Source organism: Stenotrophomonas veracruzanensis (genome assembly GCF_032911525.1).
GTDB classification, from domain to species: Bacteria; Pseudomonadota; Gammaproteobacteria; order Xanthomonadales; family Xanthomonadaceae; genus Stenotrophomonas; species Stenotrophomonas africana.
Map to the genome: position 1 here is coordinate 327,699 of NZ_JAWJTI010000002.1, position 19,896 is coordinate 347,594.

Here is a 19,896-nt window from a genome sequence, read left to right on the forward strand (position 1 = left end):
GTGACTGCGCCGGAGGATCTGGCGCAGTCCGCGATCTACCAGCATCCGTCGGACACCCTGTTCGGGCGGATGCTGCCGCGCCTGCTGCACGCCCCGCGCTGGACCTGGCTGCGCCGCGCACTGTCGCGGCGCTGGCCGATGCCGGCGCTGGCCAGTGATGTGCGCGACGTGGTCTACGTGAGCTGGTGGGTCGACGTGCGCCACGCACCAACGCCTCCGTCGGGTCACCATTACGTGGTCCATGCCGGATGTACGCCTTACACCATCCTCAGTTACCGTCACGGCCACTTCGGGCCGGCGCTGGCCGGGCCACTGCGTTCCTTGATGCCGTCCCCAGGGCAGAGCAACTGGCGCTGGTACCTGCGCCGTGACGACGATCCGGACGGAACGCCGGTGGTGTTGTTCGACCGCAACGTGATGGACCAGCTGGCCTTCGTCGCCGGCGCGCGTGCTTTCAGCGATGCCATGCAGCCACACCTGTCCGGGCGCTTCGAGCACGTGGTGCGCGCCGATGGCGGTGGGTACACCCTGATCGAAGGCGGGCAGGGCAGTGCGCCTGGGCTGCACCTGAAGTGGCAGGCCGCAGCGGGCTGGGAGGACGCGGCGTGGACGGCTGCCTTCGGTGGCCATCAGGCCCTGCTGCGCTTCCTGACCTGCCAGGACGAGGCCATTGCCCGTACCTGCGACGGGCATTGGGCCAGCACCCGTATCGCGTTGCCGGTGGAGATCGACCGCCTGCAGCCGTTGCAGCTGGAAGACGAACTGCAGTGCCCGCGCCTGCAGGCGATGGGCGTGGCGTTGCACGAGGGGCTGGCCTTCCGGCTGCCACGGGTCCCGTTCCGGGTCGTGTCCGAGCGCCTGTTGTGAGATTCTGACCCTCTGTTTTCCAGCATCACAGATGGCCATGAGCACCACTGTCTACGGTTTGAAGAACTGCGATACCTGCAAGAAGGCGACCAAGTGGCTGGACCGCTTCGGCGTGCCGTACACCTTCGTCGACTACCGCGACAACAAGCCCAGCCCGGAAACACTGGTGGCGTGGGCTGAGCAGCTGGGTGGCCTGGCCGCGATGGTCAACAAGTCCTCGACCACCTGGCGGCAGCTGCCGGACAACCGCAAGGCCGCCGATTCCGAAGCCGAATGGAAGCTGCTGCTGCGCGAGTACCCGCAACTGATCAAGCGTCCGCTGGTGGTCACTGCCGATGGCACGGTCAGCCAGGGTTTCAGTGACAACGGCTTCAAGGCCCGCTTCGGTGTGGGTGACGCATGAGCGCGGTCCTCGACCTGACCTGCGAACTGATCGCACGGCCCTCTGTGACCCCCGATGATGCTGGCTGCCAGGCACTGTTGGCGGCACGCCTGAAGCAGGCCGGGTTCCAGTGCGATCACCTTCGCCTGGGCGAGGTCGACAACCTGTGGGCGACCCACGGCCAAGGCGCACCGGTGTTGGTACTGCTGGGCCATACCGACGTGGTGCCGACGGGTCCGCGCGAGGCCTGGACCAGCGACCCGTTCACGCCGCAGATCCGCGATGGGGTGCTGTATGGCCGTGGCGCCGCCGACATGAAGGGCAGCGTGGCCGCGTTCGTGGTCGCCGCCGAGCAGTTCGTCGCCGCGCATCCCGATCACCCCGGTACGCTGGCGGTGCTGCTGACCAGCGACGAGGAAGGCGACGCCATTGATGGCGTGCGCCACGTCGCGCGCCTGTTCGCCGAGCGCGGCCAGCGCATCGACTGGTGCATCACCGGCGAGCCGTCATCGACCGCGATCCTGGGCGACCTGCTGCGCGTGGGGCGTCGTGGCAGCCTGTCGGCCAAGCTGCGCGTGCAGGGCGTGCAGGGCCACGTGGCGTATCCGGAGAAAGCGCGCAATCCCATCCACCAGGCCGCTCCGGCCCTGGCTGAACTGAGCGCGCGGCGCTGGGACGAGGGCTATGAAAGCTTCCCGCCGACCAGCCTGCAGGTCTCCAACATCCACGCCGGCACCGGCGCCAACAATGTGATTCCCGGCGAGCTGGAGGTGGATTTCAACATCCGCTACAACCCGCACTGGGACGCGCCGAAGCTGGAGGCGGAGATCACCGCACTGCTGGACCGGCACGGCCTGCAGTACGCGCTGAAGTGGCATCGCAGCGGCGAGCCGTTCTACACCCCGGAAGGCACACTGCGCGCCACCGCGCGTGCGGTGCTGGCCGAGCACATCGGCCGTGCCCCGGAAGAAAGCACCGGCGGCGGCACGTCCGATGCCCGCTTCATCGCGCCGCTGGGTGCGCAGTGCATCGAAGTGGGGCCGGTCAACGCCAGCATCCACCAGGTGGACGAGAACGTGCGCGTGGACGATCTGGAAGCGTTGCCGGGTCTGTACCAGCGTCTGGTGGAACGGCTGCTGGCGTAACCTGCGACGGCGGGTGCCGACCGTTGGTCGGCACGCCTTTCGCCGGCACCGCTTTCCTGTAGAGCCGAGCCATGCTCGGCTGATGTCTACCGGCAGGAGCAGCCGAGCATGGCCCGGCTCCACTATTCCGAAAAAAGGAAGAACGGCGGCTCGACCGCCTTCTTCCAGTAACCCGGCGCGGCCATGTAGAAGTGCTGCGCCTCGGCCTTGGCAAACCAGCGCGCCGCCGCCTCGGTGTCCTTCTCCACCCCTGGCGCACTGCGGCCCAGCAGCAGCCCGGCGAAGTACTGGCCGAACACATTGCCCTTCTCACCGGCGCGCTGGTACAGCTGCAGCGCACGCGCCGGATCGCGCGGCAGTCCCATGCCTTTCTCAAGCAGCGCGCCCAGGTCCACCTGCGCTTCGGCATCGCCACGCTCGGCGCGACGCTGGATCTGCGCAAGCAGCGGATGCACGGTGTCACCCTGTGCGGCCACCGCATCCGGTAGCCGTGACGATGAACTGGGGTAGCGCTCGTAGATCATTCCGCGCAGGTCCCAGCGCAGCGCCTGTTGCGCGTCGCCACGCTGACGATAGGCCTTGGCGAGCCCGAAGAACGCGTAGGGATTGCCGTGGTTGGCAGCTGCCAGATAGGCGCGTTCGCCACGTCGCCAGGATGCGTGCAGCACCGGTGCCGGGTTGATGTGGGGGCTGTCGGCATGGCGCAGCGTGCCGGAGATCCAGATCCGGCCCAGTGCTTCTTCCGCCTTGGTGTTGTGGAAGGTCCAGGGGGTGATCGCTGCGGCACGCTCGTAGTAGGCGATGGCGCGTGGATCGTTGAAGCGCTCGAAGGTTTCCGCGGCATCAAAGGCACCTTCGAAGCTGCCGTCGGTTCCGCGTTGTTCCAATGCCTGCTGCTGGGATTGCGGCAGCGTAGAAGGCGGGGGGAGGGTCTGGCAGGCCGCCAGGCCCAGGCAGAGCAGGGCGGCCAGTGCCCCGGTGCGTCCATTGCGCTGTTGCATTCCTGTTACACGGTTCAGGGCGCGCCATTATGCGCTCCAGGCGTGGTTGCTGACGCAACTGTTGCACCGCGCCGGAAACCGGGGTAGGGTCGATGCCATGTCGATCCACCTGGCCACCGCCGTCAATAACAACAACCGCAATAATCTGCGCGCGAATAATCGTGCGCGGCCGATGCGGGACTGCGCCCTGGGTAGATAGACAGCAACACACGCCCGGACACCAGAAAACCCGCATCAGCCGATGCGGGTTTTTTTGTGCCCGGGCGCAGCCCCACCCGGGCCAGGATGGCCGGTCGAACACCTTCCCACCCGTGAAATTCCCCAACAGGAGCTCCCCCATGTGTTCGATCTTCGGAATCTTCGGCCTGCAGGCCGGTGACGATCTTCCGGCCCTGCGCCGCCATGCGCTGGAACTGTCGCAGCGCCAGCGCCATCGTGGTCCGGACTGGAGCGGCGTGTACCTCGACGAAGGTGCGCTGCTGGTCCACGAGCGGCTGGCCATCGTCGACCCGGCCGGTGGGTCGCAGCCGCTGCTGTCGGCCGATGGCCAGCTGGCGCTGGCAGTGAACGGCGAGATCTACAACCATCAGGCATTGAAGGCGGCGCTGACCACCGCCTATGACTTCCAGACCGGCTCGGACTGCGAGGTGATCAACGCGCTGTACCGCCAAGGCGGCTCGCCGGCGCAGTGGCTGGAACAGCTCAACGGCATCTTCGCCTTCGCGTTGTGGGACCGTGAGAGTGGACGCGTGCTGGTGGCGCGCGACCCGGTCGGTGTGGTGCCGCTGTACTGGGGCCACGATGCCCAGGGGCGCCTGCGCGTAGCCTCGGAAATGAAAGCACTGGTCGATACCTGTGCCGACGTCGCGCAGTTCCCGCCGGGCCACTACTTCGACAGTGCCGACAGTGCCGGCGGTGAGCTGGTGCGCTACTACCAGCAACCGTGGCGCGACTATGCCGACGTACAAGGCCGCCAGGCCGATCTGGTCGAGCTGCGCCAGGCATTCGAGCACGCGGTGGAACGCCAGCTGATGAGCGATGTGCCGTACGGCGTGCTGCTGTCCGGTGGCCTCGATTCATCGCTGGTGGCGGCAGTTGCCGCACGCTACGCGCGTCGCCGCATCGAGGATGGTGGGCAGACCGAAGCCTGGTGGCCGCGCCTGCACTCGTTCGCGATCGGCCTGAAGGGCTCGCCCGATCTGGCGGCCGCGGCGATCGCTGCCGAGGCACTCGGCACCGTGCATCACGGCTTCGAATACACCTTCGAGGAAGGCCTCGACGCGTTGCCGGAAGTGATCCGCCACATCGAGACCTACGACGTCACCACCATCCGCGCATCGACGCCGATGTTCCTGCTGGCAAGGCGGATCAAGGCCATGGGGGTGAAGATGGTGCTGTCCGGCGAGGGCAGCGACGAGATCTTCGGTGGCTACCTGTACTTCCACAAGGCGCCGGACGCGCGTGAATTCCACGACGAGCTGGTGCGCAAGCTCGACGCGCTGCACAACTACGACTGCCTGCGTGCCAACAAGTCGATGATGGCCTGGGGCGTGGAGCCGCGCGTACCGTTCCTGGACCGTGAGTTCCTCGATGTGGCGATGCGTTTCGATGCCGCGCACAAGATGGTCGGCGCCGGCTTTGGTGGCCGCCGCATCGAGAAGGCGGTGCTGCGCGAGGCGTTCGATGGCTACCTGCCGGACAGCATCCTGTGGCGGCAGAAGGAGCAGTTCAGCGACGGCGTCGGCTATGGCTGGATCGACGGGCTGAAGGCGCACGCCGAGGCGCAGGTCAGTGATCGCGTGCTGGCCGCCGCCGACAAGCGCTTCCCGCACAACCCGCCGCAGACCAAGGAGGCGTACTACTACCGCCATCTGTTCGAGCAGTTCTTCCCGAGCCGCGCGGCGGCCGAGACCGTACCGGGCGGCAAGTCGATCGCGTGTTCGTCGCCAGCGGCCATTGCCTGGGATGCCAGCTTTGCTGCGGCTGCAGATCCTTCTGGCCGCGCGATTGCCGGCGTGCACGAACAGGCGCTGGCCTAGCGCCGGCCGCTGGCCGGCAATAGCAGGGGGCAGGTTCCTTTTCTACCTTGGAAAGGGGATCTGCCCCCGATCGTCAACGTGCAGGCACCAGCGTCATCGAGTGCTGCGCCGTGCCGGGCAGGAACGGCGTCGGCCGCCCATGCACCCAGTCCTCGTGGCCGGCACCCCAGTATGGCGAGAGCGGATGCCCGCTCTGGCCACCGGGCATATGCACGATGCCGTCGGCCTCGTGGCCGGGTGAAACCACCATGCGCTCGGAGGCCCCGAAGTTGGGGGTCTGCACGCGCGGCATGTCGCGGTCGCCGGGCAGGCGGTCGGCGGGCATGCACAGCCAGCGCTTGGCGATGTCGGGCAACGCTCGGGCGATGGGATGGCAGATCGCCGCAGTATTGCGTTCGCCCCAGCTGCGCTTGGCCAGAGGGCCCTGCTTGGACAGCTCGCTCTCGGTACGGCGGGCGGCATCGATCAGCAACGCGTCCCAGCTGTCGAAGGCGGGCGGCAGCAGATTGGCCGGACGCTCTTGCAGCATGGGCCAGGCCACGCCTTCCAGCTGCGCCAGACGTGGGTCCAGATAGTCATCGCCCAGTGCCGCGTTGGCCGGTGCCAGCAGCGCATCGGACAACGTCTCCATCACCTGCGTGCGGAATTCACGCACCACCCGGTAGCTGACCGAACTGGCCGAAGCGCGGCCGCCCCATTGATGGCTGACCGCCTTCAAACGCTTCAGCGCAGGGTCGTCACTACGTTCGATGACGTCGTGCAGCAGCGCCCACCAGCGCTGCAGGAACACTGCACGATCATCGAGCTGGATCGCCAGCAGGTCGTGCTCGTCGAAGCGCTCCTGGATTGCCAGCAGGTCGCGGATCTGCCGCGCCCGGGCACCAAGGTCATAGCCGCCATTGCCAACGCTGGCCAGTGCTTCGCCGTCGAGGACGCGACCGTTGGCGGTCCACAGGCGATGGTTGGGGGGATCGATCAGTGCCGGCGAGGCATCGCTGCGGATCGGCCACGGCGCGCAATCCTGGTTGCTGGCCGCAGTGAAGCCGGCCGGTGCACAGCCGGGGCCTCGGTCGGGGCGGGCGCCGATCAGGCGCCAGGCGATGCGCCCGCTGCGGTCGCCGAGCACCAGGTTCTGTGCGGGAATGCCAGCACGGTCGGCGAAGTGCAGTGCACCGTCGAGGTCACCGGCGCGGGCCAGGTCACCGAAGTCCAGGCGCACCGCGCCGGGCAGGTGTGCGACCCAGCGCAGCGCATCGCCGCTGCCATCAGCATGGGTATGCAGGATCGGCCCCCAGTCGGTTTCGCGCACCGGGAACAGCACGTCGGCCTGGCCGGCCACGGCGATGCGCTCTTCATGCACCGTGACTGCGGCGTTGGCCGGTTCAGCGCGGTAATCGGCGGTGTCGATGTAACTGTTGGTGAAGCCCCAGGCCACGTGCCCGTTGCTGCCGACGATCACCGCCGGTAGGCCGGGCAGCGAGAAGCCGGTGACGTCGACCTGGCCCCCCGCGGCCTGCGGGTCGGGGTAGCGCAGGCGCACGCGGAACCACAGACCCGGCGCGCGCAGGCCGAGATGCATGTCGTCGGCGACGATCGCGCGACCGTCGGCGGTGAGCGCGCCGGCCACGGCGAAGTTGTTGCTGCCGATGACATCGGCCTCTTCCTGCTCGGTGCCCGGTTTCGCCTTCAATGTGCGCAGATCCAGCTGGCTGGCATCGGGCAGGGCGGCGTTGCCGGTCGGTTCGCCGAACAGTGGCGCATCCCATTCGGTGCCGTCGTGGGCGATCAGCGCGTACAGCGCCGGCGGCACCACCGCGCGGATGCGGCTGAGCGCAAGCTCGGTCTGGTTGTTCGGGTCCTGCAGGTCGGCGTACATGGCCAGACCGGTCAGCACGCTGTCGCTGGCCTGCCAGGGCTGCGGCGATTGCCGCAGCAGCAGGTACGCCCAGGGCCGTACGGAAAGGCCGGCCAGCCCTTCGTTGACACCGTCGACGTAGGCACGCACGGCCGCGCCGTTGTCGCCCAGCGCGGCCTGCAGATTCGCCTCGGTGCGTGCGCGCAGGCGATGCACGCGCATGCGTTTGTCGGCGTCGATGGCCTTGGGTCCGAACAGCGCCGACAGCTCACCGGCGGCACTGCGGCGCATCAGATCCATCTCGAAATAGCGTTCCTGCGCATGCACGCGGCCGAGTGCGCGCATCGCGTCGGCCTGACTGCCGGCAGTGATGGTGACCACGCCCAGCGCATCGCGCTCGATGGTGACCGGCTTGGCCAGCCCCGGCAGCGCATGCTCGCCGTCCAGGTCGGCCAGGCTGCCGCGCAGCAGCAGCCACAGGACCAGTGCGGTGACCAGCACGATGGCGATCAACACGCCCAGCACCCAACGCCATGTACGTCGCATCGCACGTCCTTTCCGAACTCGTGGGCCGATTGTAGCCGCAGGCGCAACTGCGACTGATTCCGATTAGATCACCGTATTTTGAAATGCGGCACCCTATGTCACATCGATTCACAGGAACCCCCCATGAAAGGCAACCCGGACGTCATCGCCTGCCTGAAGGAACTGCTGCGCGGCGAGCTTGCTGCCCGTGACCAGTACTTCATCCATTCCCGCCGCTACGAGGACCAGGGCCTGTTCGCGCTGTACGAACGCCTGAACCACGAGATGGAAGAGGAAACCCAGCACGCCGATGCGCTGCTGCGCCGGATCCTGTTCCTGGGCGGCGACCCGGACATGCGCCCGCATGCCACTGAGCCGGGCAAGACCGTGGAAGAGATGCTGCAGAAGGATCTCGACACTGAATACGCGGTTCGGAACAATCTCGCCGCCGGCATGAAGCTGTGCGAAGAGAAGGGCGACTACGTGAGCCGCGACATCCTGCTGGCGCAGCTGAAGGACACCGAGGAAGACCACGCCTGGTGGCTGGAGCAGCAGCTGGGTCTGATCAAGCGCATCGGCCTGGAGCTGTACCAGCTCAGCAAGATCGACGGCAGCGGCGCCCCGGCGCACTGAGCCGGCACCCCGATCCGGTAGGGCCGACTGTTATTCGGCCGCTCTCCAAACGGCAGCCGACTGACAGTCGGCTCTACCAGACGAAGCACAGCGTTCTGTCGCCCGCCAGCACCGGAGCACCGCCAGCCAGCCTACGCCAGCCAGCCGTTCCGCCGCCCGCCAGCCGACAACAAAAAAGCCGGGGAATGCCCTGGCTTTTTCGTGCCTGATCTCCGGCAAGGCGTGTCAACAAAGGTTGACACCCGCAGGGGCAGGGCCCCAGCCCTTACTCCACCGACAACCCTTCCACCTTCTGCCAGCCGCGCGGCAGCAGGTGGCCGCGGGTGGCGCGGGCGCCGAGGTAAGCGTCGAGCTCGTTGAACTTCAAGCCCATGGTGCGCTGGCCGCTGCGTACCTGCAGGGTCTGCCCCGGGCTGATCGCCACGATGGCGACCACGCGTTCGGTGGCGAGCTTGGCCTTCGGGATCTCGATGATCTTGTTGCCCTTGCCCTTGTCCAGTTCCGGCAGGTCGTTGGCGGCGATCGCCAGCAGGTTGCCGGAACTGGTCACCGCCACGATGCGGTCGGTGGCGACGTTGGCCACCACCGACGGGGTCAGCACCGTGGAGCCGGCCGACAGGTTCAGCATCGCCTTGCCGGCCTTGTTGCGGCCGATCAGGTTCTCGAAGCGGGTGACGAAGCCGTAGCCGTGGGTGGAGGCCAGCACGAAGCGGGTGTCCGGCTCGGCGCTGGCCAGGGTCACGAAGCTGGTGCCCGCTGCCGGCGAGAAGCGGCCGGTCAGCGGTTCGCCGTTGCCACGCGCGGAGGGCAGGGTGTGCACCGGCGTCGAGTAGGCGCGGCCCTCGCTGTCGAGGAATGCGACCTGCTGCGTGCTGCGCGCACGCACCGCGCCCTGCAGGGCGTCACCATCACGGTAGGACAGGGCGGATGCATCGACGTCGTGGCCCTTGGCGGCACGGATCCAGCCCTTCTCCGACAGCACCACGGTCATCGGCTCGCTCGGTACCAGCTCGGTCTCGTCGATGGCCTGCGCGGCCTGGCGCTGCACCAGCGGCGAACGGCGCGCGTCGCCGAACTTCTTGGCATCTGCGGTCAGTTCGTCGCGGATCAGCTTCTTCAGCTTGGCCTTGCTGTCGAGGATGCCGAGGATCTTCTCGCGCTCCTTGGCCAGCTCGTCCTGCTCGCCGCGGATCTTCATCTCTTCCAGGCGCGCCAGCTGCTTCAGCTTGGTTTCCAGGATGTACTCGGCCTGGTCGTCGGACAGGCCGAAGCGCGCGATCAGCGCTGCCTTCGGTTCGTCCTCGGTACGGATGATGTGGATCACCTCGTCCAGGTTGAGGAAGGCCACCAGCAGGCCTTCCAACAGGTGCAGGCGGCGCTCGACCTTCTGCAGGCGGTGCTGCAGGCGGCGGGTGACGGTGTTGCTGCGGAAGGTCAGCCATTCGCTGAGCAGCATCTTCAGGTTCTTCACCTGCGGACGGCCGTCCAGCCCGATCACGTTGAGGTTGACGCGGTAGCTGCGCTCCATGTCCGTGGTGGCGAACAGGTGGCCCATCAGCTGCTCGGCGTCGACACGGTTGGAGCGCGGCACCAGCACCACGCGCACCGGGTTGGCGTGGTCGGACTCATCGCGGATGTCCTCCAGCCACGGCAGCTTCTTGGCGCGCATCTGTGCGGCGATCTGCTCGATCACCTTCGACGGCGACACCTGGAACGGCAGCGCGGTGACCACGATGTTGTTGGCTTCCTTGGCGAAGGTCGCACGCGCACGCACGCTGCCGTTGCCGGTCTCGTACATCGTGCGCAGGTCGTTGGCCGCGGTGATGATCTCGGCGCTGGACGGATAGTCCGGGCCCTGCACGTGCTCGCACAGGTCGCGCACGCTGGCCTCGGGGTTGTCCAGCAGGTGCAGCAGCGCGCTGACGATCTCGTTGAGATTGTGCGGCGGCACGTCGGTGGCCATGCCCACGGCGATGCCGGTGGTGCCGTTGAGCAGCAGATGCGGCAGGCGTGCCGGCATCCAGGTCGGTTCCTGCAGGGTGCCGTCGAAGTTCGGTGCCCAGTCGGTGGTGCCCTGGCCCAGTTCGCCCAGCAGCACTTCGGCGATCGGGGTCAGCTTGGATTCGGTGTAACGCATCGCCGCGAACGACTTCGGGTCGTCGCTGGAGCCGAAGTTGCCCTGGCCCTCGATCAGCGGGTAGCGGTACGAGAACGGCTGGGCCATCAGCACCAGCGCCTCGTAGCACGCGCTGTCGCCGTGCGGGTGGTACTTACCGATGACGTCACCGACGGTGCGCGCGGACTTCTTCGGCTTGGACGCGGCATTCAGGCCCAGCTCGCTCATCGAATAGATGATGCGGCGCTGCACCGGCTTCAGGCCGTCGCCGATGAACGGCAGGGCGCGGTCCAGGACCACGTACATCGAGTAGTCGAGGTAGGCGCGTTCGGCGTACTCGCGCAGCGGCAGTTGTTCGAATCCGTGGAACACGGGGCGGGCAAGTTCGGTCATGCGGCGTTGTTACCTGTTGTCGGGAGGCGGCGACGGCGGTCGCCGCTCGCAATCCTGTGATTATCCGGATGCGGCGGGGGATGCCAAGCCACGTGCAGGGTCCAGCCCGGTTTCCAGGCCATGCCCGGCCCGTGCCAGGTAGCGTCCCGGCGGCAGCCCGAAGTGGCGGCGGAACACGGTGACGAAGGCGCTGGCGCTGCTGAAACCCAGTGCATGGGCGATATCGGCCACGCTGCGGCCTTCGGTCAGCTGGCGCAGGGCCTCGGACAGGCGGGCCTGCTGCCGCCACTGCGCGAAGCTGAGGGTGGTCTCGTCGCGGAAGTGACGGGTCAGGCTGCGCGGTGACAGGCCAGCCCAATGCGCCCATTCGGCCAGGCTGCGCTCGTCGGACGGGTCGGCCAGCAGCTGTGAGGCGATCTTCAGCAGGCGCCGGTCGTGCGGCATCGGCAGGTGCATGCGCTGGCGCGGCGCGGTGCGGATCTCGTCCAGCAGCACGCTGATGATGTGCTGGCGCTCGGGCGTGGTGTCGTAGCCCTGGGGCCACTCGCAGATGCGGTCGGCCAACGCCTGTGCCAGCTTGGACAGGCCCAGCACGCACGGGTCGGAAGGCAGGGGGGCGCAGTCCGGTGCAGCCAGTGCCATGCCCCAGCCACGCAGTGGGCCGTCGAGGGTGACCGTATGCGGCTCCAGTGGCGGCATCCAGCCGGCCGAGCCCGGTGCCAGTGACCAGGTGCCGTGCGAGGTGCGGGTGGTCAACAGGCCGCGCTCCACGCAGATCAGCTGCGCGCGCTGGTGATGATGCCAGTCCACTTCTCGAACCAGTCCCTGCGGGCTGTCAAAGCGGAAGGCGACAATCGGTGGGCCGTCATTGCGCTCGAACCAGTCCAGTGCGTCATCCCTGAGCAGGCGCTTGGAAGGGGGGATTTCTGCCTTGTTCATCATATTCGCTGGCTGAAATGTGACATCCATTGGCTGAATTGTACTACCGGGCCACCTGACCAGATCATTAAGGTAGGCGCCTTCACTGATCCAGCCCGCTGCTGCAACACAGCATTCGATGCCAGATCGAATATTTCCATTGAGAAATATTTTTTTTGGAAGAGAATGCTCCCCCATGATCTGTCCTGCAACCACTCCCCCCAGCTTCGGCCTGCTGCTGCGCCAGGTGCGCGACGGCCTGGTCCGGCAACTGGACGCGTCCATGGCCGAAGAAGACCTGGGTATCGGCTTCACCCACTACATCGGGTTGAAGGTGCTCTCGCACATGGCCCCGTGCACGGCCAACGAACTGGCCCAGGCCATCGACCAGGTGCCCAGCGCAGTCACCCGCCTGCTGGACAAGCTCGAGGCACTGGGCTGCGTCCGCCGCGAACCGCATGCGCAGGACCGGCGTGCGCTGCAGATCGTGCTGACCGATGAAGGCCGCGCGCTGTGGGCGCGGTTGAAGCTGCGCGGCGACGCGGTGATGGATTACGCCCTGCGTGATCTTTCCGCCGACGAACGCACGCTGCTGCTGTCCCTCCTTACCCGAATCCGCGATTCCCTGACGACCCCATGAACCCGATCCCGCATTCCACTCTCCGCCGGTCCGGGCGCGCGCTGCTGGTGTCAGCGCTGGCCCTGGCCCTGGCCGCCTGCGCCAGCAGCCGTGGCCTCAACCCGCAGGGCCACGTGCTTGATGTGGACAGCCTGCACAGCGAACGCACCCTGGCCGATACCGATCTGAGCGCCACCGGCTTCCCGGCGCAGGACTGGTGGAAGGCGCTGGGCGATGCGCAGCTGGACGCGCTGATTGCCGAGGGCCTGGCGGGCCACCCGAGCCTGGATGCCGCCGATGCGCGCCTGCGCCAGGCACAGGCCCAGGTCGGCACCGCACGCGCCGATGAGCTGCCCAGCCTGTCGGTGTCCGGTGGCTACACCGGCCTGCGCCTGCCCGAGTCGATGGTCGGCAGTGAAATGGGTGGTCGCTATGGCGGCAGCAGCCAGGTCGCCTTTGATTTCAGCTACGGCGTCGATCTATGGGGCGGCAAGCGCGCTGCCTGGGAAGCTGCGGTGGATGGCGCGCATGCCGCCACCGTCGAAGCCCAGGCCGCACGCCTGAACCTGTCCACCGGTATTGCCCAGGCCTATGCCGACCTGGCTTACGCATGGCAGCTCAACGACGTGGCCGAGGAAGAACTGAGCCGCTCGCAGAAGTCGCTGCAGCTGACCCGCCAGCGCCGCGGCGCCGGGATCGACAGCGATCTGCAGGTGCGCCAGGCCGAGGCCCGCGTGCCGGCCGCGCAGCAGCAGGTGCTGGCCGCGCAGCAGCGCATCGACGCCGCCCGCACCGCGCTGGCCGCACTGGTTGGCAAAGGTCCGGACCGTGGCCTGTCGATCCAGCGCCCGCAGCCGTTGAACCCGATGGCGCTGCAGCTGCCGGGCGTGCTGCCCAGCGAACTGCTGGGCCGTCGCCCGGATATCGTCGCCGCACGCTGGCGCGTGGAAGCGGCCAACAAGCAGATCAAGGTCGCCAAGACCAAGTTCTACCCCAGCTTCAACCTGACCGCACTGGCCGGCGTGGTTGCCCCGAACGTGGGCGATCTGTTGAAGAGCAGTTCCACCTTCGCCTACATCGGCCCGGCATTGAGCCTGCCGATCTTCGAAGGCGGCAAGCTGCGCGCCAACCTGGCCAACACCGATGCGCAGTACGACCTGGCGGTGGCCAACTACAACCAGACCGTGCTCGACGCACTGCGCGATGTCGCTGACCAGGTCAACGCGGTGCGTTCGCTGGCACAGCAGGCGCACTCGCAGCAGCAGGCGGTGGACACCGCACGCTCGGCCTTCGACCTGGCCCAGCAGCGCTACCGCGCCGGCATCGGCAGCTACCTGGACGTGCTGACCGCGCAGTCCACCCTGCTGCAGTCGCAGCAGCAGCTGGCCGGCCTGCAGTCGCAGCAGGTGCAGACCTCGGTGCGCCTGAGCAAGGCGCTGGGTGGTGGTTTCCAGCCCGCTGACGCCGACCGCGCATCGATCGCCTCCCATTCCGATTCCTCGCATTCCTGAAGACCTCCGCCATGAGCCAGACCCAAGACACCGCGGCCCCGGCCGCCTCCAACCGCCGCGGCAACCTGCTGCGCGGCCTGTTCGTGATCGTCGTGCTGCTGCTTGCCGCACTGGCACTGTGGTACTTCATGTTCGGCCGTTGGTTCGAAGAAACCGACGACGCCTACGTGCAGGGCAACCAGGTGCAGATCACCCCGCTGGTGGCCGGTACCGTGGTTGCCATCAACGCCGATGACGGCATGCGCGTGGAGCGCGGCCAGCTGCTGGTGCAGCTGGACCCGTCCGACACCGCAGTGGCGCTGCAGCAGGCCGAAGCCAACCTGGCCAAGACCGTGCGCCAGACTCGAGGCCTGTACCGCAGCGTGGAAGGCGCGCAGGCAGACTTGAACGCCCGCCAGGTGACCCTGAAGCGCGTGCGCGAAGACTACGCCCGCCGCAAGGACCTGGCCGCCACCGGCGCGATCTCCAACGAAGAACTGGCCCACGCGCGTGACGAGCTGGCTGCTGCCGAAGCGGCCGTGGCCGGTTCGCGCGAGACCGTCGAGCGCAACCGCGCGCTGGTCGACGACACCGTGATCGCCACCCAGCCGGACGTGCAGGCGGCCGCCGCACAGCTGCGCCAGGCCTTCCTCAACAACGCCCGCGCCGGCATCGTCGCGCCGGTCACCGGGTATGTCGCCCGTCGTTCGGTGCAGGTCGGCCAGCGCGTGCAGCCGGGCAATGCCCTGATGGCCGTGGTGCCGACCGAGCAGATGTGGGTCGAGGCCAACTTCAAGGAAACCCAGCTGCGCCACATGCGCCTGGGCCAGGAAGTGGAGCTGAAGTCGGACCTGTACGCCGGCGACGTGAAGTACAAGGGCCGCATCCAGAGCCTGGGCCTGGGCACCGGCTCGGCGTTCTCGCTGCTGCCGGCGCAGAACGCCAGCGGCAACTGGATCAAGATCGTGCAGCGCGTGCCGGTGCGCATCGCCATCGATGCCAAGCAGCTGGCCGAACACCCGCTGCGCATCGGCCTGTCGATGAAGGCCGAAGTGAGCCTGCGCGACCAGAAGGGTGAAGTGCTGCCGAGCGCCCCGGCCAAGGGTACGGTGTTCGACACCGACGTGTATGCCAAGCAGCTGCATGATGCCGACGAGGTGATCCACACGATTATCCAGGGCAACCTGCCGCAGCAGGCGAAGGTGGGCTGAGGTCGCCATGTCCGCACAAGCTCCAGCCGCGCCCGGCGCTCCGGCGGCGCCGGGTGCGGCCTCCGGATTCCTGCCGCCCAGCGTCGCCCTGTGCACCGTGGGCCTGGCCATGGCGTCGTTCATGCAGGTGCTCGACACCACCATCGCCAACGTCTCGCTGCCGACCATCGCCGGTAACCTCGGCGCCAGTTCACAGCAGGCAACCTGGGTCATCACCTCGTTCGCGGTCAGCACGGCCATCGCGCTGCCGCTGACCGGCTGGCTCAGCCGCCGTTTCGGCGAACGCAAGCTGTTCGTCTGGGCCACGCTGGCCTTCGTCATCACCTCGCTGCTGTGCGGCCTGGCGCAGAGCATGGGCATGTTGGTGCTGTCGCGTGCATTGCAGGGCTTCGTGGCCGGCCCGATGTACCCGATCACGCAGTCGCTGCTGGTCTCGATCTATCCACGTGAGAAACGCGGACAGGCATTGGCGCTGCTGGCGATGATCACGGTGGTGGCGCCGATCTGTGGCCCGATCCTCGGTGGCTGGATCACCGACAACTACAGCTGGGAATGGATCTTCCTGATCAACGTGCCGCTGGGCATCTTCGCTGCGCTGGTGGTGGGCAACCAGTTGAAGGGGCGCCCGGAGCAGATCGAGAAACCGAAGATGGACTACGTCGGCCTGATCACTCTGGTGATTGGTGTCGGTGCGCTGCAGCTGGTGCTTGATCTTGGCAACGACGAGGACTGGTTCTCGTCGATGAAGATCGTGGTGCTGGCCTGCGTGGCGGTGGTGACGCTGACGGTGTTCCTGATCTGGGAACTGACCGACAAGGATCCGATCGTCGACCTGAAGCTGTTCCGCCATCGCAACTTCCGTGCCGGTACGCTGGCGATGGTGGTGGCCTACGCGGCGTTCTTCAGCGTGGCCCTGCTGATTCCGCAGTGGTTGCAGCGTGACATGGGCTACACCGCGATCTGGGCGGGCCTGGCGACGGCGCCGATCGGCGTCCTGCCGGTGATCATGACGCCGTTCGTGGGCAAGTATGCGTCGCGCTTCGACATGCGCATGCTGGCGACCATCGCCTTCGTGTTCCTGTCGATGACCAGCTTCCTGCGTTCCGGCTTCAACCTGCAGGTGGACTTCCAGCATGTGGCCGGCGTGCAGTTGATCATGGGCATCGGCGTCGCGCTGTTCTTCATGCCGGTGCTGCAGATCCTGCTGTCGGACCTGGATGGGCGCGAGATCGCGGCGGGCTCCGGCCTGGCCACGTTCCTGCGTACGCTGGGCGGCAGCTTCGCGGCGTCGCTGACGACGTGGCTGTGGGCGCGGCGCACCCAGGTGCACCATGCCGACCTGACCGAGCACATCTCGGCCTATCAGCCGGGCATGCAGGACCAGGTTGCCGCGATGGGGCAGGGCGACCTGCAACACGGTGCAGCGGTACTGAACAACATGATCAACCACCAGGCATCGCAGATGGGCTTCAACGACATCTTCTTCCTGCTGGGCTGGATCTTCCTGGCGATCATCACCTTCCTGTGGCTGGCCAAGCCGCCGTTTGGTGCGGGCGCGGGTGCGGCCTCTGCGGGCGGTGGGCACTGATCGATCTGCCACTCGGAAGCGCCGGGCCACGCCCGGCGGATTTCCGGCAGAATGCATCCGCGCATGGCGCGGATCTACTGGATGCAGATGCAGAAACCCCGCCGGATGGCGGGGTTCTTGTTTGTGCGTTGCTGGCAACGTCGCGCCGTGTCTATCTGGTGGCGTACCGAAGTACATCCAGGCCAGGAGCATTGGCCAAGTCTAGCGGGTGCGATACACGCGCTTGAACACCACGCGATCACGGAACAGCTGGGCCATCGCCCACATTCCTGCCACAAGTACGACGCCGCCGCTGATCCAGCCGGCAGTGGCCTGCAGGTGGCTGCCGACGAATGCGCCGCAGACAAGGGCGGCGACAAAGACAACCGCGTACGCTTCCCGGGATGCGCCATAGTGGACTTCGGCCTGGCATCCCACGCAGACACTTACGCCGTGGTTGGAGGCGGTGTGGCAGTGGGGACAGATGATGCTGCGCTGCATGGAGCGTCCTTTATTGGAGGAAGGCGCGCAGGGGCAGGGCATGATGGAGTGCCTGCACCCGGCATCCGAGAATCTGCCTGCCGGGGGCGAGGAATCGCGAGTGGATTCCATCCAGGAGAAGTACGAGTTCGAACGAAACGTGGAATGGGTCCCGAAAAGGTTGTCGTTCTGGGCGCGATAGCGACGCGCCGGCGGGAGATCGCGCGAGCAGGTAGCTGCCAAGGAGGTGCCGGATACGACACATTGAGCGGCAATCGCAATGCAACGTGCACCCAAACCCCGGACATGAAAAAACCCGCTTTCGCGGGTTTGATCATTTGCTGAGTCATGGTGCCCAGGAGAGGACTCGAACCTCCACGAAGTTGCCCCCGCTAGCACCTGAAGCTAGTGCGTCTACCAATTCCGCCACCTGGGCGACTCAGGAGACGAATTATGGGGAACGACAGAAGATGTGTCAACAACATTTCACACTTTTTTCTGCGGCTGCACGCCCAGGTGATGCAGCAGGCTGCGCATCGCCGGTGACAGCTGCGCCCACTCGGCAAAACACGCACACAGGCGACGTTGTGCCCACGCATCGGAGAGCGGCGCGGCGACGGTGTGCGTACTGCGTCGATGCTGATGGGCGATGGTCCGCGGCACGATGCCGACACCGATACCGTGGCCGACCATGATGCACACGCCTTCGAAGGTCTTCATGCGGATGCGCACATCCAGGCGTCGCCCGATGTCGCGCGCCTGGTCCTCGATGTAGGTCTGCAGTGCATTGCCATCCGCGAGGGCGACGAAGGTCTCGCCGACAACATCGGCGAAGGCCAGGCTGCGCTTCGATGCAAGGCGGTGGTCTGCGGGCAGCAGCATCACCAGTGGGTCCTCGGCCACCACATGCTGCTGCAGGCCGGCAGCGTCGACTGCATCACTGATGATGCCGGCCTCGGCCTGGCCAGCGCTGATCGCACGCACGACTTCGGGGCTGGTGCGCTCCAGCAGTTCCACGTGCAGGCGTGGGCGTTCGGCCAGCCACGGTGCCAGCCGCGAGGGCAGGTAGTTGGTCAGTGCTGCGGTATTGGCATACAGATGCAGGGTGCCGCGCGCGCCATGCGCGAATGCCTGCAGTTCGCTGCGCAGCTGCGTCTGCTGCTGCAGGATCAGGCGTGCATGGTGGGCGAGGGCGGCGCCGGCTTCGGTCAGGCTGACGCCACGTGGATGACGGTTCAACAGCGGGGTGCCGGCATCGGCTTCGATCGTGCGCAGGCGTTCGCTGGCCGACGCCAGTGCCAGGTTTGCCTGCGCTGCGCCGGCCGTGATGCTGCCCGCCTCGGCAATCGCCAGGAACAGGCGCAGGTCGGCGATATCCATCCGCATGTGATGCCCTCATCGCAATGCCCAAGCCTTCGGATCAGCCGAAGGGTGGGCCGGGAAGACCGCATTGTGCGTCGTGCGACGGCCCGATCCAATGAAGGCATGAATGAATCGATGTACTTCTACGTGCTGCTGGTGGTGGTGTTCGTGCTGGCCGGTGTGGTCAAGGGCGTGACCGGCATGGGCCTGCCGACCGTGGCGATGGGGCTGCTCGGCAGTACGCTGTCGCCGGTGGCGGCGGCGTCGATGCTGTTCATTCCCACCTTCGTCACCAATGCGTGGCAGCTGTTGTCCGGGCCGTCGCTGGGCCACATCGTGCGGCGGTTGTGGCCGATGATGCTGGCGGTGGTGGTGGTGACGCTGGGTTCGGCAGCGCTGCTGGTGCGGGTCGATCGCACCGGGTCGCGCGTTGCACTGGGTGTAGCGCTGGTGGTCTATGCGGCCTATGCCCTGCTTGCGCCGGTGTTCCGCGTGCCGCAGCGGCGCGAGCGTTGGCTGGGGCCGCTGGTGGGCGCGTTGTCGGGCGTAGTGACCGGCGCCACCGGCGTGTTCGTGATGCCGGCGGTGCCGTACCTGCAGTCGCTGGGGTTGCAGCGCGAGGAGCTGGTGCAGGCGCTCGGGCTGGCGTTCACCGTATCGACGATTTCGCTGACAACTGGCCTGGTGCTGCACGGCGCATTCGGCATCCAGCAGCTGGGGCTGAGTGCGTTGGCGGTGCTGCCGGCATTGCTGGGCATGTGGCTGGGGCAGGTGATCCGGCAGCGGATCAGTGCGCGGGTGTTTCGCGCCTGCTTCCTTGCGTTCCTGCTGTTGCTCGGCCTGGAGCTGGTGCTGCGGCCGTTGTTCTGATGCCGGGTTCCGGACATGAAAAAACCCGCTTTCGCGGGTTTTTCTCATTCTCGACGTGGTGCCCAGGAGAGGACTCGAACCTCCACGGTTTTACCCGCTAGTACCTGAAACTAGTGCGTCTACCAATTCCGCCACCTGGGCGTCGAGGAGCGAGATTATGGGGTGTTGTTACGGGGGTGTCAACACTTTTGCAGATCCGGGGTCGGATCCCGTTTCGTCTGCGAAGCGGACTCTGACGGCAGGGGGCTCACGTTGGGTCAGAGCCTTTTCCTGTGGAAAGGGAACCGACCCAGGGGTCGGCCCCATTGCCGGATTACACGCAAAAAAAATCCCCGCCAAAGCGAGGAGTTTTTTCGTTGGTGCCCAGAAGAGGACTCGAACCTCCACGGTTTTACCCGCTAGTACCTGAAACTAGTGCGTCTA

Annotated in this window: 16 protein-coding genes and 2 tRNA genes; 10 read left to right on the forward strand and 8 right to left on the reverse strand. The window is 66.8% G+C overall.

Annotated features, from left to right (window positions below; translation table 11 throughout):
* Genes R1H25_RS03270 through dapE form a run of 3 tightly spaced genes read left to right on the forward strand, consistent with a single transcriptional unit; the run spans position 1 to position 2,394 of the window.
* Positions 1 to 867 carry a hypothetical protein gene (locus R1H25_RS03270; RefSeq protein ID WP_317222670.1) on the forward strand — a complete coding sequence of 289 codons (867 nt, stop codon included), beginning with the start codon at positions 1 to 3 and terminating at the stop codon, positions 865 to 867.
* A gap of 31 nt (positions 868 to 898) precedes the next feature.
* Positions 899 to 1,270: an arsenate reductase gene (locus R1H25_RS03275; RefSeq protein ID WP_317222671.1), complete on the forward strand. Its 372-nt coding sequence runs from the start codon at positions 899 to 901 to the stop codon at positions 1,268 to 1,270.
* A complete protein-coding gene (dapE, locus tag R1H25_RS03280; RefSeq protein WP_317222672.1) occupies positions 1,267 to 2,394 on the forward strand; it encodes a succinyl-diaminopimelate desuccinylase in 1,128 nt (375 codons plus the stop codon). Before R1H25_RS03275 ends, dapE begins: the two co-directional genes overlap by 4 nt.
* Before the next feature lie 122 nt (positions 2,395 to 2,516).
* Here the strand turns inward: dapE and R1H25_RS03285 are convergent, their stop codons facing one another.
* Positions 2,517 to 3,395 carry a tetratricopeptide repeat protein gene (locus tag R1H25_RS03285; protein WP_241881070.1) on the reverse strand — a complete coding sequence of 293 codons (879 nt, stop codon included), beginning with the start codon at positions 3,393 to 3,395 and terminating at the stop codon, positions 2,517 to 2,519.
* A gap of 338 nt (positions 3,396 to 3,733) precedes the next feature.
* On the opposite strand from R1H25_RS03285, the gene asnB reads away from it, so the two are divergent.
* On the forward strand, positions 3,734 to 5,434 hold the full coding sequence (asnB, locus tag R1H25_RS03290; RefSeq protein WP_317222675.1) for an asparagine synthase B: 1,701 nt from the start codon (positions 3,734 to 3,736) through the stop codon (positions 5,432 to 5,434).
* A gap of 73 nt (positions 5,435 to 5,507) precedes the next feature.
* Here the strand turns inward: asnB and R1H25_RS03295 are convergent, their stop codons facing one another.
* Positions 5,508 to 7,835 carry a penicillin acylase family protein gene (locus tag R1H25_RS03295; protein WP_317222676.1) on the reverse strand — a complete coding sequence of 776 codons (2,328 nt, stop codon included), beginning with the start codon at positions 7,833 to 7,835 and terminating at the stop codon, positions 5,508 to 5,510.
* 123 nt (positions 7,836 to 7,958) lie between these two features.
* On the opposite strand from R1H25_RS03295, the gene bfr reads away from it, so the two are divergent.
* Positions 7,959 to 8,447, forward strand: coding sequence for a bacterioferritin (bfr, locus tag R1H25_RS03300; protein ID WP_005415872.1), 489 nt, complete (start codon positions 7,959 to 7,961; stop codon positions 8,445 to 8,447).
* A 265-nt stretch (positions 8,448 to 8,712) separates the two neighbouring features.
* On the opposite strand, the gene parC is transcribed toward bfr, so the two are convergent.
* The gene (gene parC / locus R1H25_RS03305; protein WP_099589631.1) at positions 8,713 to 10,956 is read right to left on the reverse strand and encodes a DNA topoisomerase IV subunit A; all 2,244 of its coding nucleotides are present in this window, start codon (positions 10,954 to 10,956) and stop codon (positions 8,713 to 8,715) included.
* 60 nt (positions 10,957 to 11,016) lie between these two features.
* A complete protein-coding gene (locus R1H25_RS03310) occupies positions 11,017 to 11,898 on the reverse strand; it encodes an AraC family transcriptional regulator (RefSeq protein WP_049447784.1) in 882 nt (293 codons plus the stop codon).
* Positions 11,899 to 12,070: 172 nt separating this feature from the next.
* Between R1H25_RS03310 and emrR the strand changes: the two genes are divergently transcribed.
* The 4 genes from emrR to emrB are packed head-to-tail and all read left to right on the forward strand — an operon-like array spanning position 12,071 to position 16,782.
* Positions 12,071 to 12,514 carry a multidrug efflux system transcriptional regulator EmrR gene (gene emrR / locus R1H25_RS03315; protein ID WP_005408766.1) on the forward strand — a complete coding sequence of 148 codons (444 nt, stop codon included), beginning with the start codon at positions 12,071 to 12,073 and terminating at the stop codon, positions 12,512 to 12,514.
* The gene (gene emrC, locus R1H25_RS03320; protein WP_317222677.1) at positions 12,511 to 14,004 is read left to right on the forward strand and encodes a multidrug efflux transporter outer membrane subunit EmrC; all 1,494 of its coding nucleotides are present in this window, start codon (positions 12,511 to 12,513) and stop codon (positions 14,002 to 14,004) included. Before emrR ends, emrC begins: the two co-directional genes overlap by 4 nt.
* 11 nt (positions 14,005 to 14,015) lie before the next feature.
* Positions 14,016 to 15,194, forward strand: coding sequence for a multidrug efflux MFS transporter periplasmic adaptor subunit EmrA (emrA, locus tag R1H25_RS03325; RefSeq protein WP_088479681.1), 1,179 nt, complete (start codon positions 14,016 to 14,018; stop codon positions 15,192 to 15,194).
* 7 nt (positions 15,195 to 15,201) lie between these two features.
* Entirely contained in the window at positions 15,202 to 16,782 is a 1,581-nt protein-coding gene (emrB, locus tag R1H25_RS03330; protein ID WP_049447787.1) for a multidrug efflux MFS transporter permease subunit EmrB, read from the forward strand.
* Positions 16,783 to 16,983: 201 nt separating this feature from the next.
* Here emrB and R1H25_RS03335 read toward each other — a convergent pair whose 3' ends face one another.
* From R1H25_RS03335 to R1H25_RS03345, 3 genes are all read right to left on the reverse strand, one after another.
* A complete protein-coding gene (locus tag R1H25_RS03335; RefSeq protein WP_099589630.1) occupies positions 16,984 to 17,262 on the reverse strand; it encodes a hypothetical protein in 279 nt (92 codons plus the stop codon).
* Between the two features lie 328 nt (positions 17,263 to 17,590).
* Positions 17,591 to 17,677 (reverse strand) — tRNA-Leu (locus R1H25_RS03340).
* Positions 17,678 to 17,727: 50 nt separating this feature from the next.
* Entirely contained in the window at positions 17,728 to 18,627 is a 900-nt protein-coding gene (locus tag R1H25_RS03345; RefSeq protein WP_317222678.1) for a LysR family transcriptional regulator, read from the reverse strand.
* Positions 18,628 to 18,726: 99 nt separating this feature from the next.
* Here R1H25_RS03345 and R1H25_RS03350 point away from each other — a divergent pair, with 99 nt between their 5' ends.
* Entirely contained in the window at positions 18,727 to 19,473 is a 747-nt protein-coding gene (locus tag R1H25_RS03350) for a sulfite exporter TauE/SafE family protein (RefSeq protein WP_317222679.1), read from the forward strand.
* Between the two features lie 56 nt (positions 19,474 to 19,529).
* Here the strand turns inward: R1H25_RS03350 and R1H25_RS03355 are convergent.
* Positions 19,530 to 19,614 (reverse strand) — tRNA-Leu (locus tag R1H25_RS03355).
* Positions 19,615 to 19,896: the final 282 nt, after the last annotated feature.

Excerpts from the sequence above, each read along its gene's own strand:
- emrC (WP_317222677.1), top strand. The coding sequence starts at position 12,511 with ATGAACCCGATCCCGCATTCCACTCTCCGCCGGTCCGGGCGCGCGCTG.
- dapE (WP_317222672.1), top strand. The coding sequence starts at position 1,267 with ATGAGCGCGGTCCTCGACCTGACCTGCGAACTGATCGCACGGCCCTCT.
- R1H25_RS03335 (WP_099589630.1), bottom strand. The coding sequence starts at position 17,262 with ATGCAGCGCAGCATCATCTGTCCCCACTGCCACACCGCCTCCAACCAC.
- emrA (WP_088479681.1), top strand. The coding sequence starts at position 14,016 with ATGAGCCAGACCCAAGACACCGCGGCCCCGGCCGCCTCCAACCGCCGC.
- R1H25_RS03275 (WP_317222671.1), top strand. The coding sequence starts at position 899 with ATGGCCATGAGCACCACTGTCTACGGTTTGAAGAACTGCGATACCTGC.
- bfr (WP_005415872.1), top strand. The coding sequence starts at position 7,959 with ATGAAAGGCAACCCGGACGTCATCGCCTGCCTGAAGGAACTGCTGCGC.
- parC (WP_099589631.1), bottom strand. The coding sequence starts at position 10,956 with ATGACCGAACTTGCCCGCCCCGTGTTCCACGGATTCGAACAACTGCCG.
- R1H25_RS03310 (WP_049447784.1), bottom strand. The coding sequence starts at position 11,898 with ATGATGAACAAGGCAGAAATCCCCCCTTCCAAGCGCCTGCTCAGGGAT.
- emrR (WP_005408766.1), top strand. The coding sequence starts at position 12,071 with ATGATCTGTCCTGCAACCACTCCCCCCAGCTTCGGCCTGCTGCTGCGC.
- R1H25_RS03350 (WP_317222679.1), top strand. The coding sequence starts at position 18,727 with ATGAATGAATCGATGTACTTCTACGTGCTGCTGGTGGTGGTGTTCGTG.
- emrB (WP_049447787.1), top strand. The coding sequence starts at position 15,202 with ATGTCCGCACAAGCTCCAGCCGCGCCCGGCGCTCCGGCGGCGCCGGGT.
- R1H25_RS03345 (WP_317222678.1), bottom strand. The coding sequence starts at position 18,627 with ATGCGGATGGATATCGCCGACCTGCGCCTGTTCCTGGCGATTGCCGAG.
- R1H25_RS03285 (WP_241881070.1), bottom strand. The coding sequence starts at position 3,395 with ATGCAACAGCGCAATGGACGCACCGGGGCACTGGCCGCCCTGCTCTGC.
- asnB (WP_317222675.1), top strand. The coding sequence starts at position 3,734 with ATGTGTTCGATCTTCGGAATCTTCGGCCTGCAGGCCGGTGACGATCTT.
- R1H25_RS03295 (WP_317222676.1), bottom strand. The coding sequence starts at position 7,835 with ATGCGACGTACATGGCGTTGGGTGCTGGGCGTGTTGATCGCCATCGTG.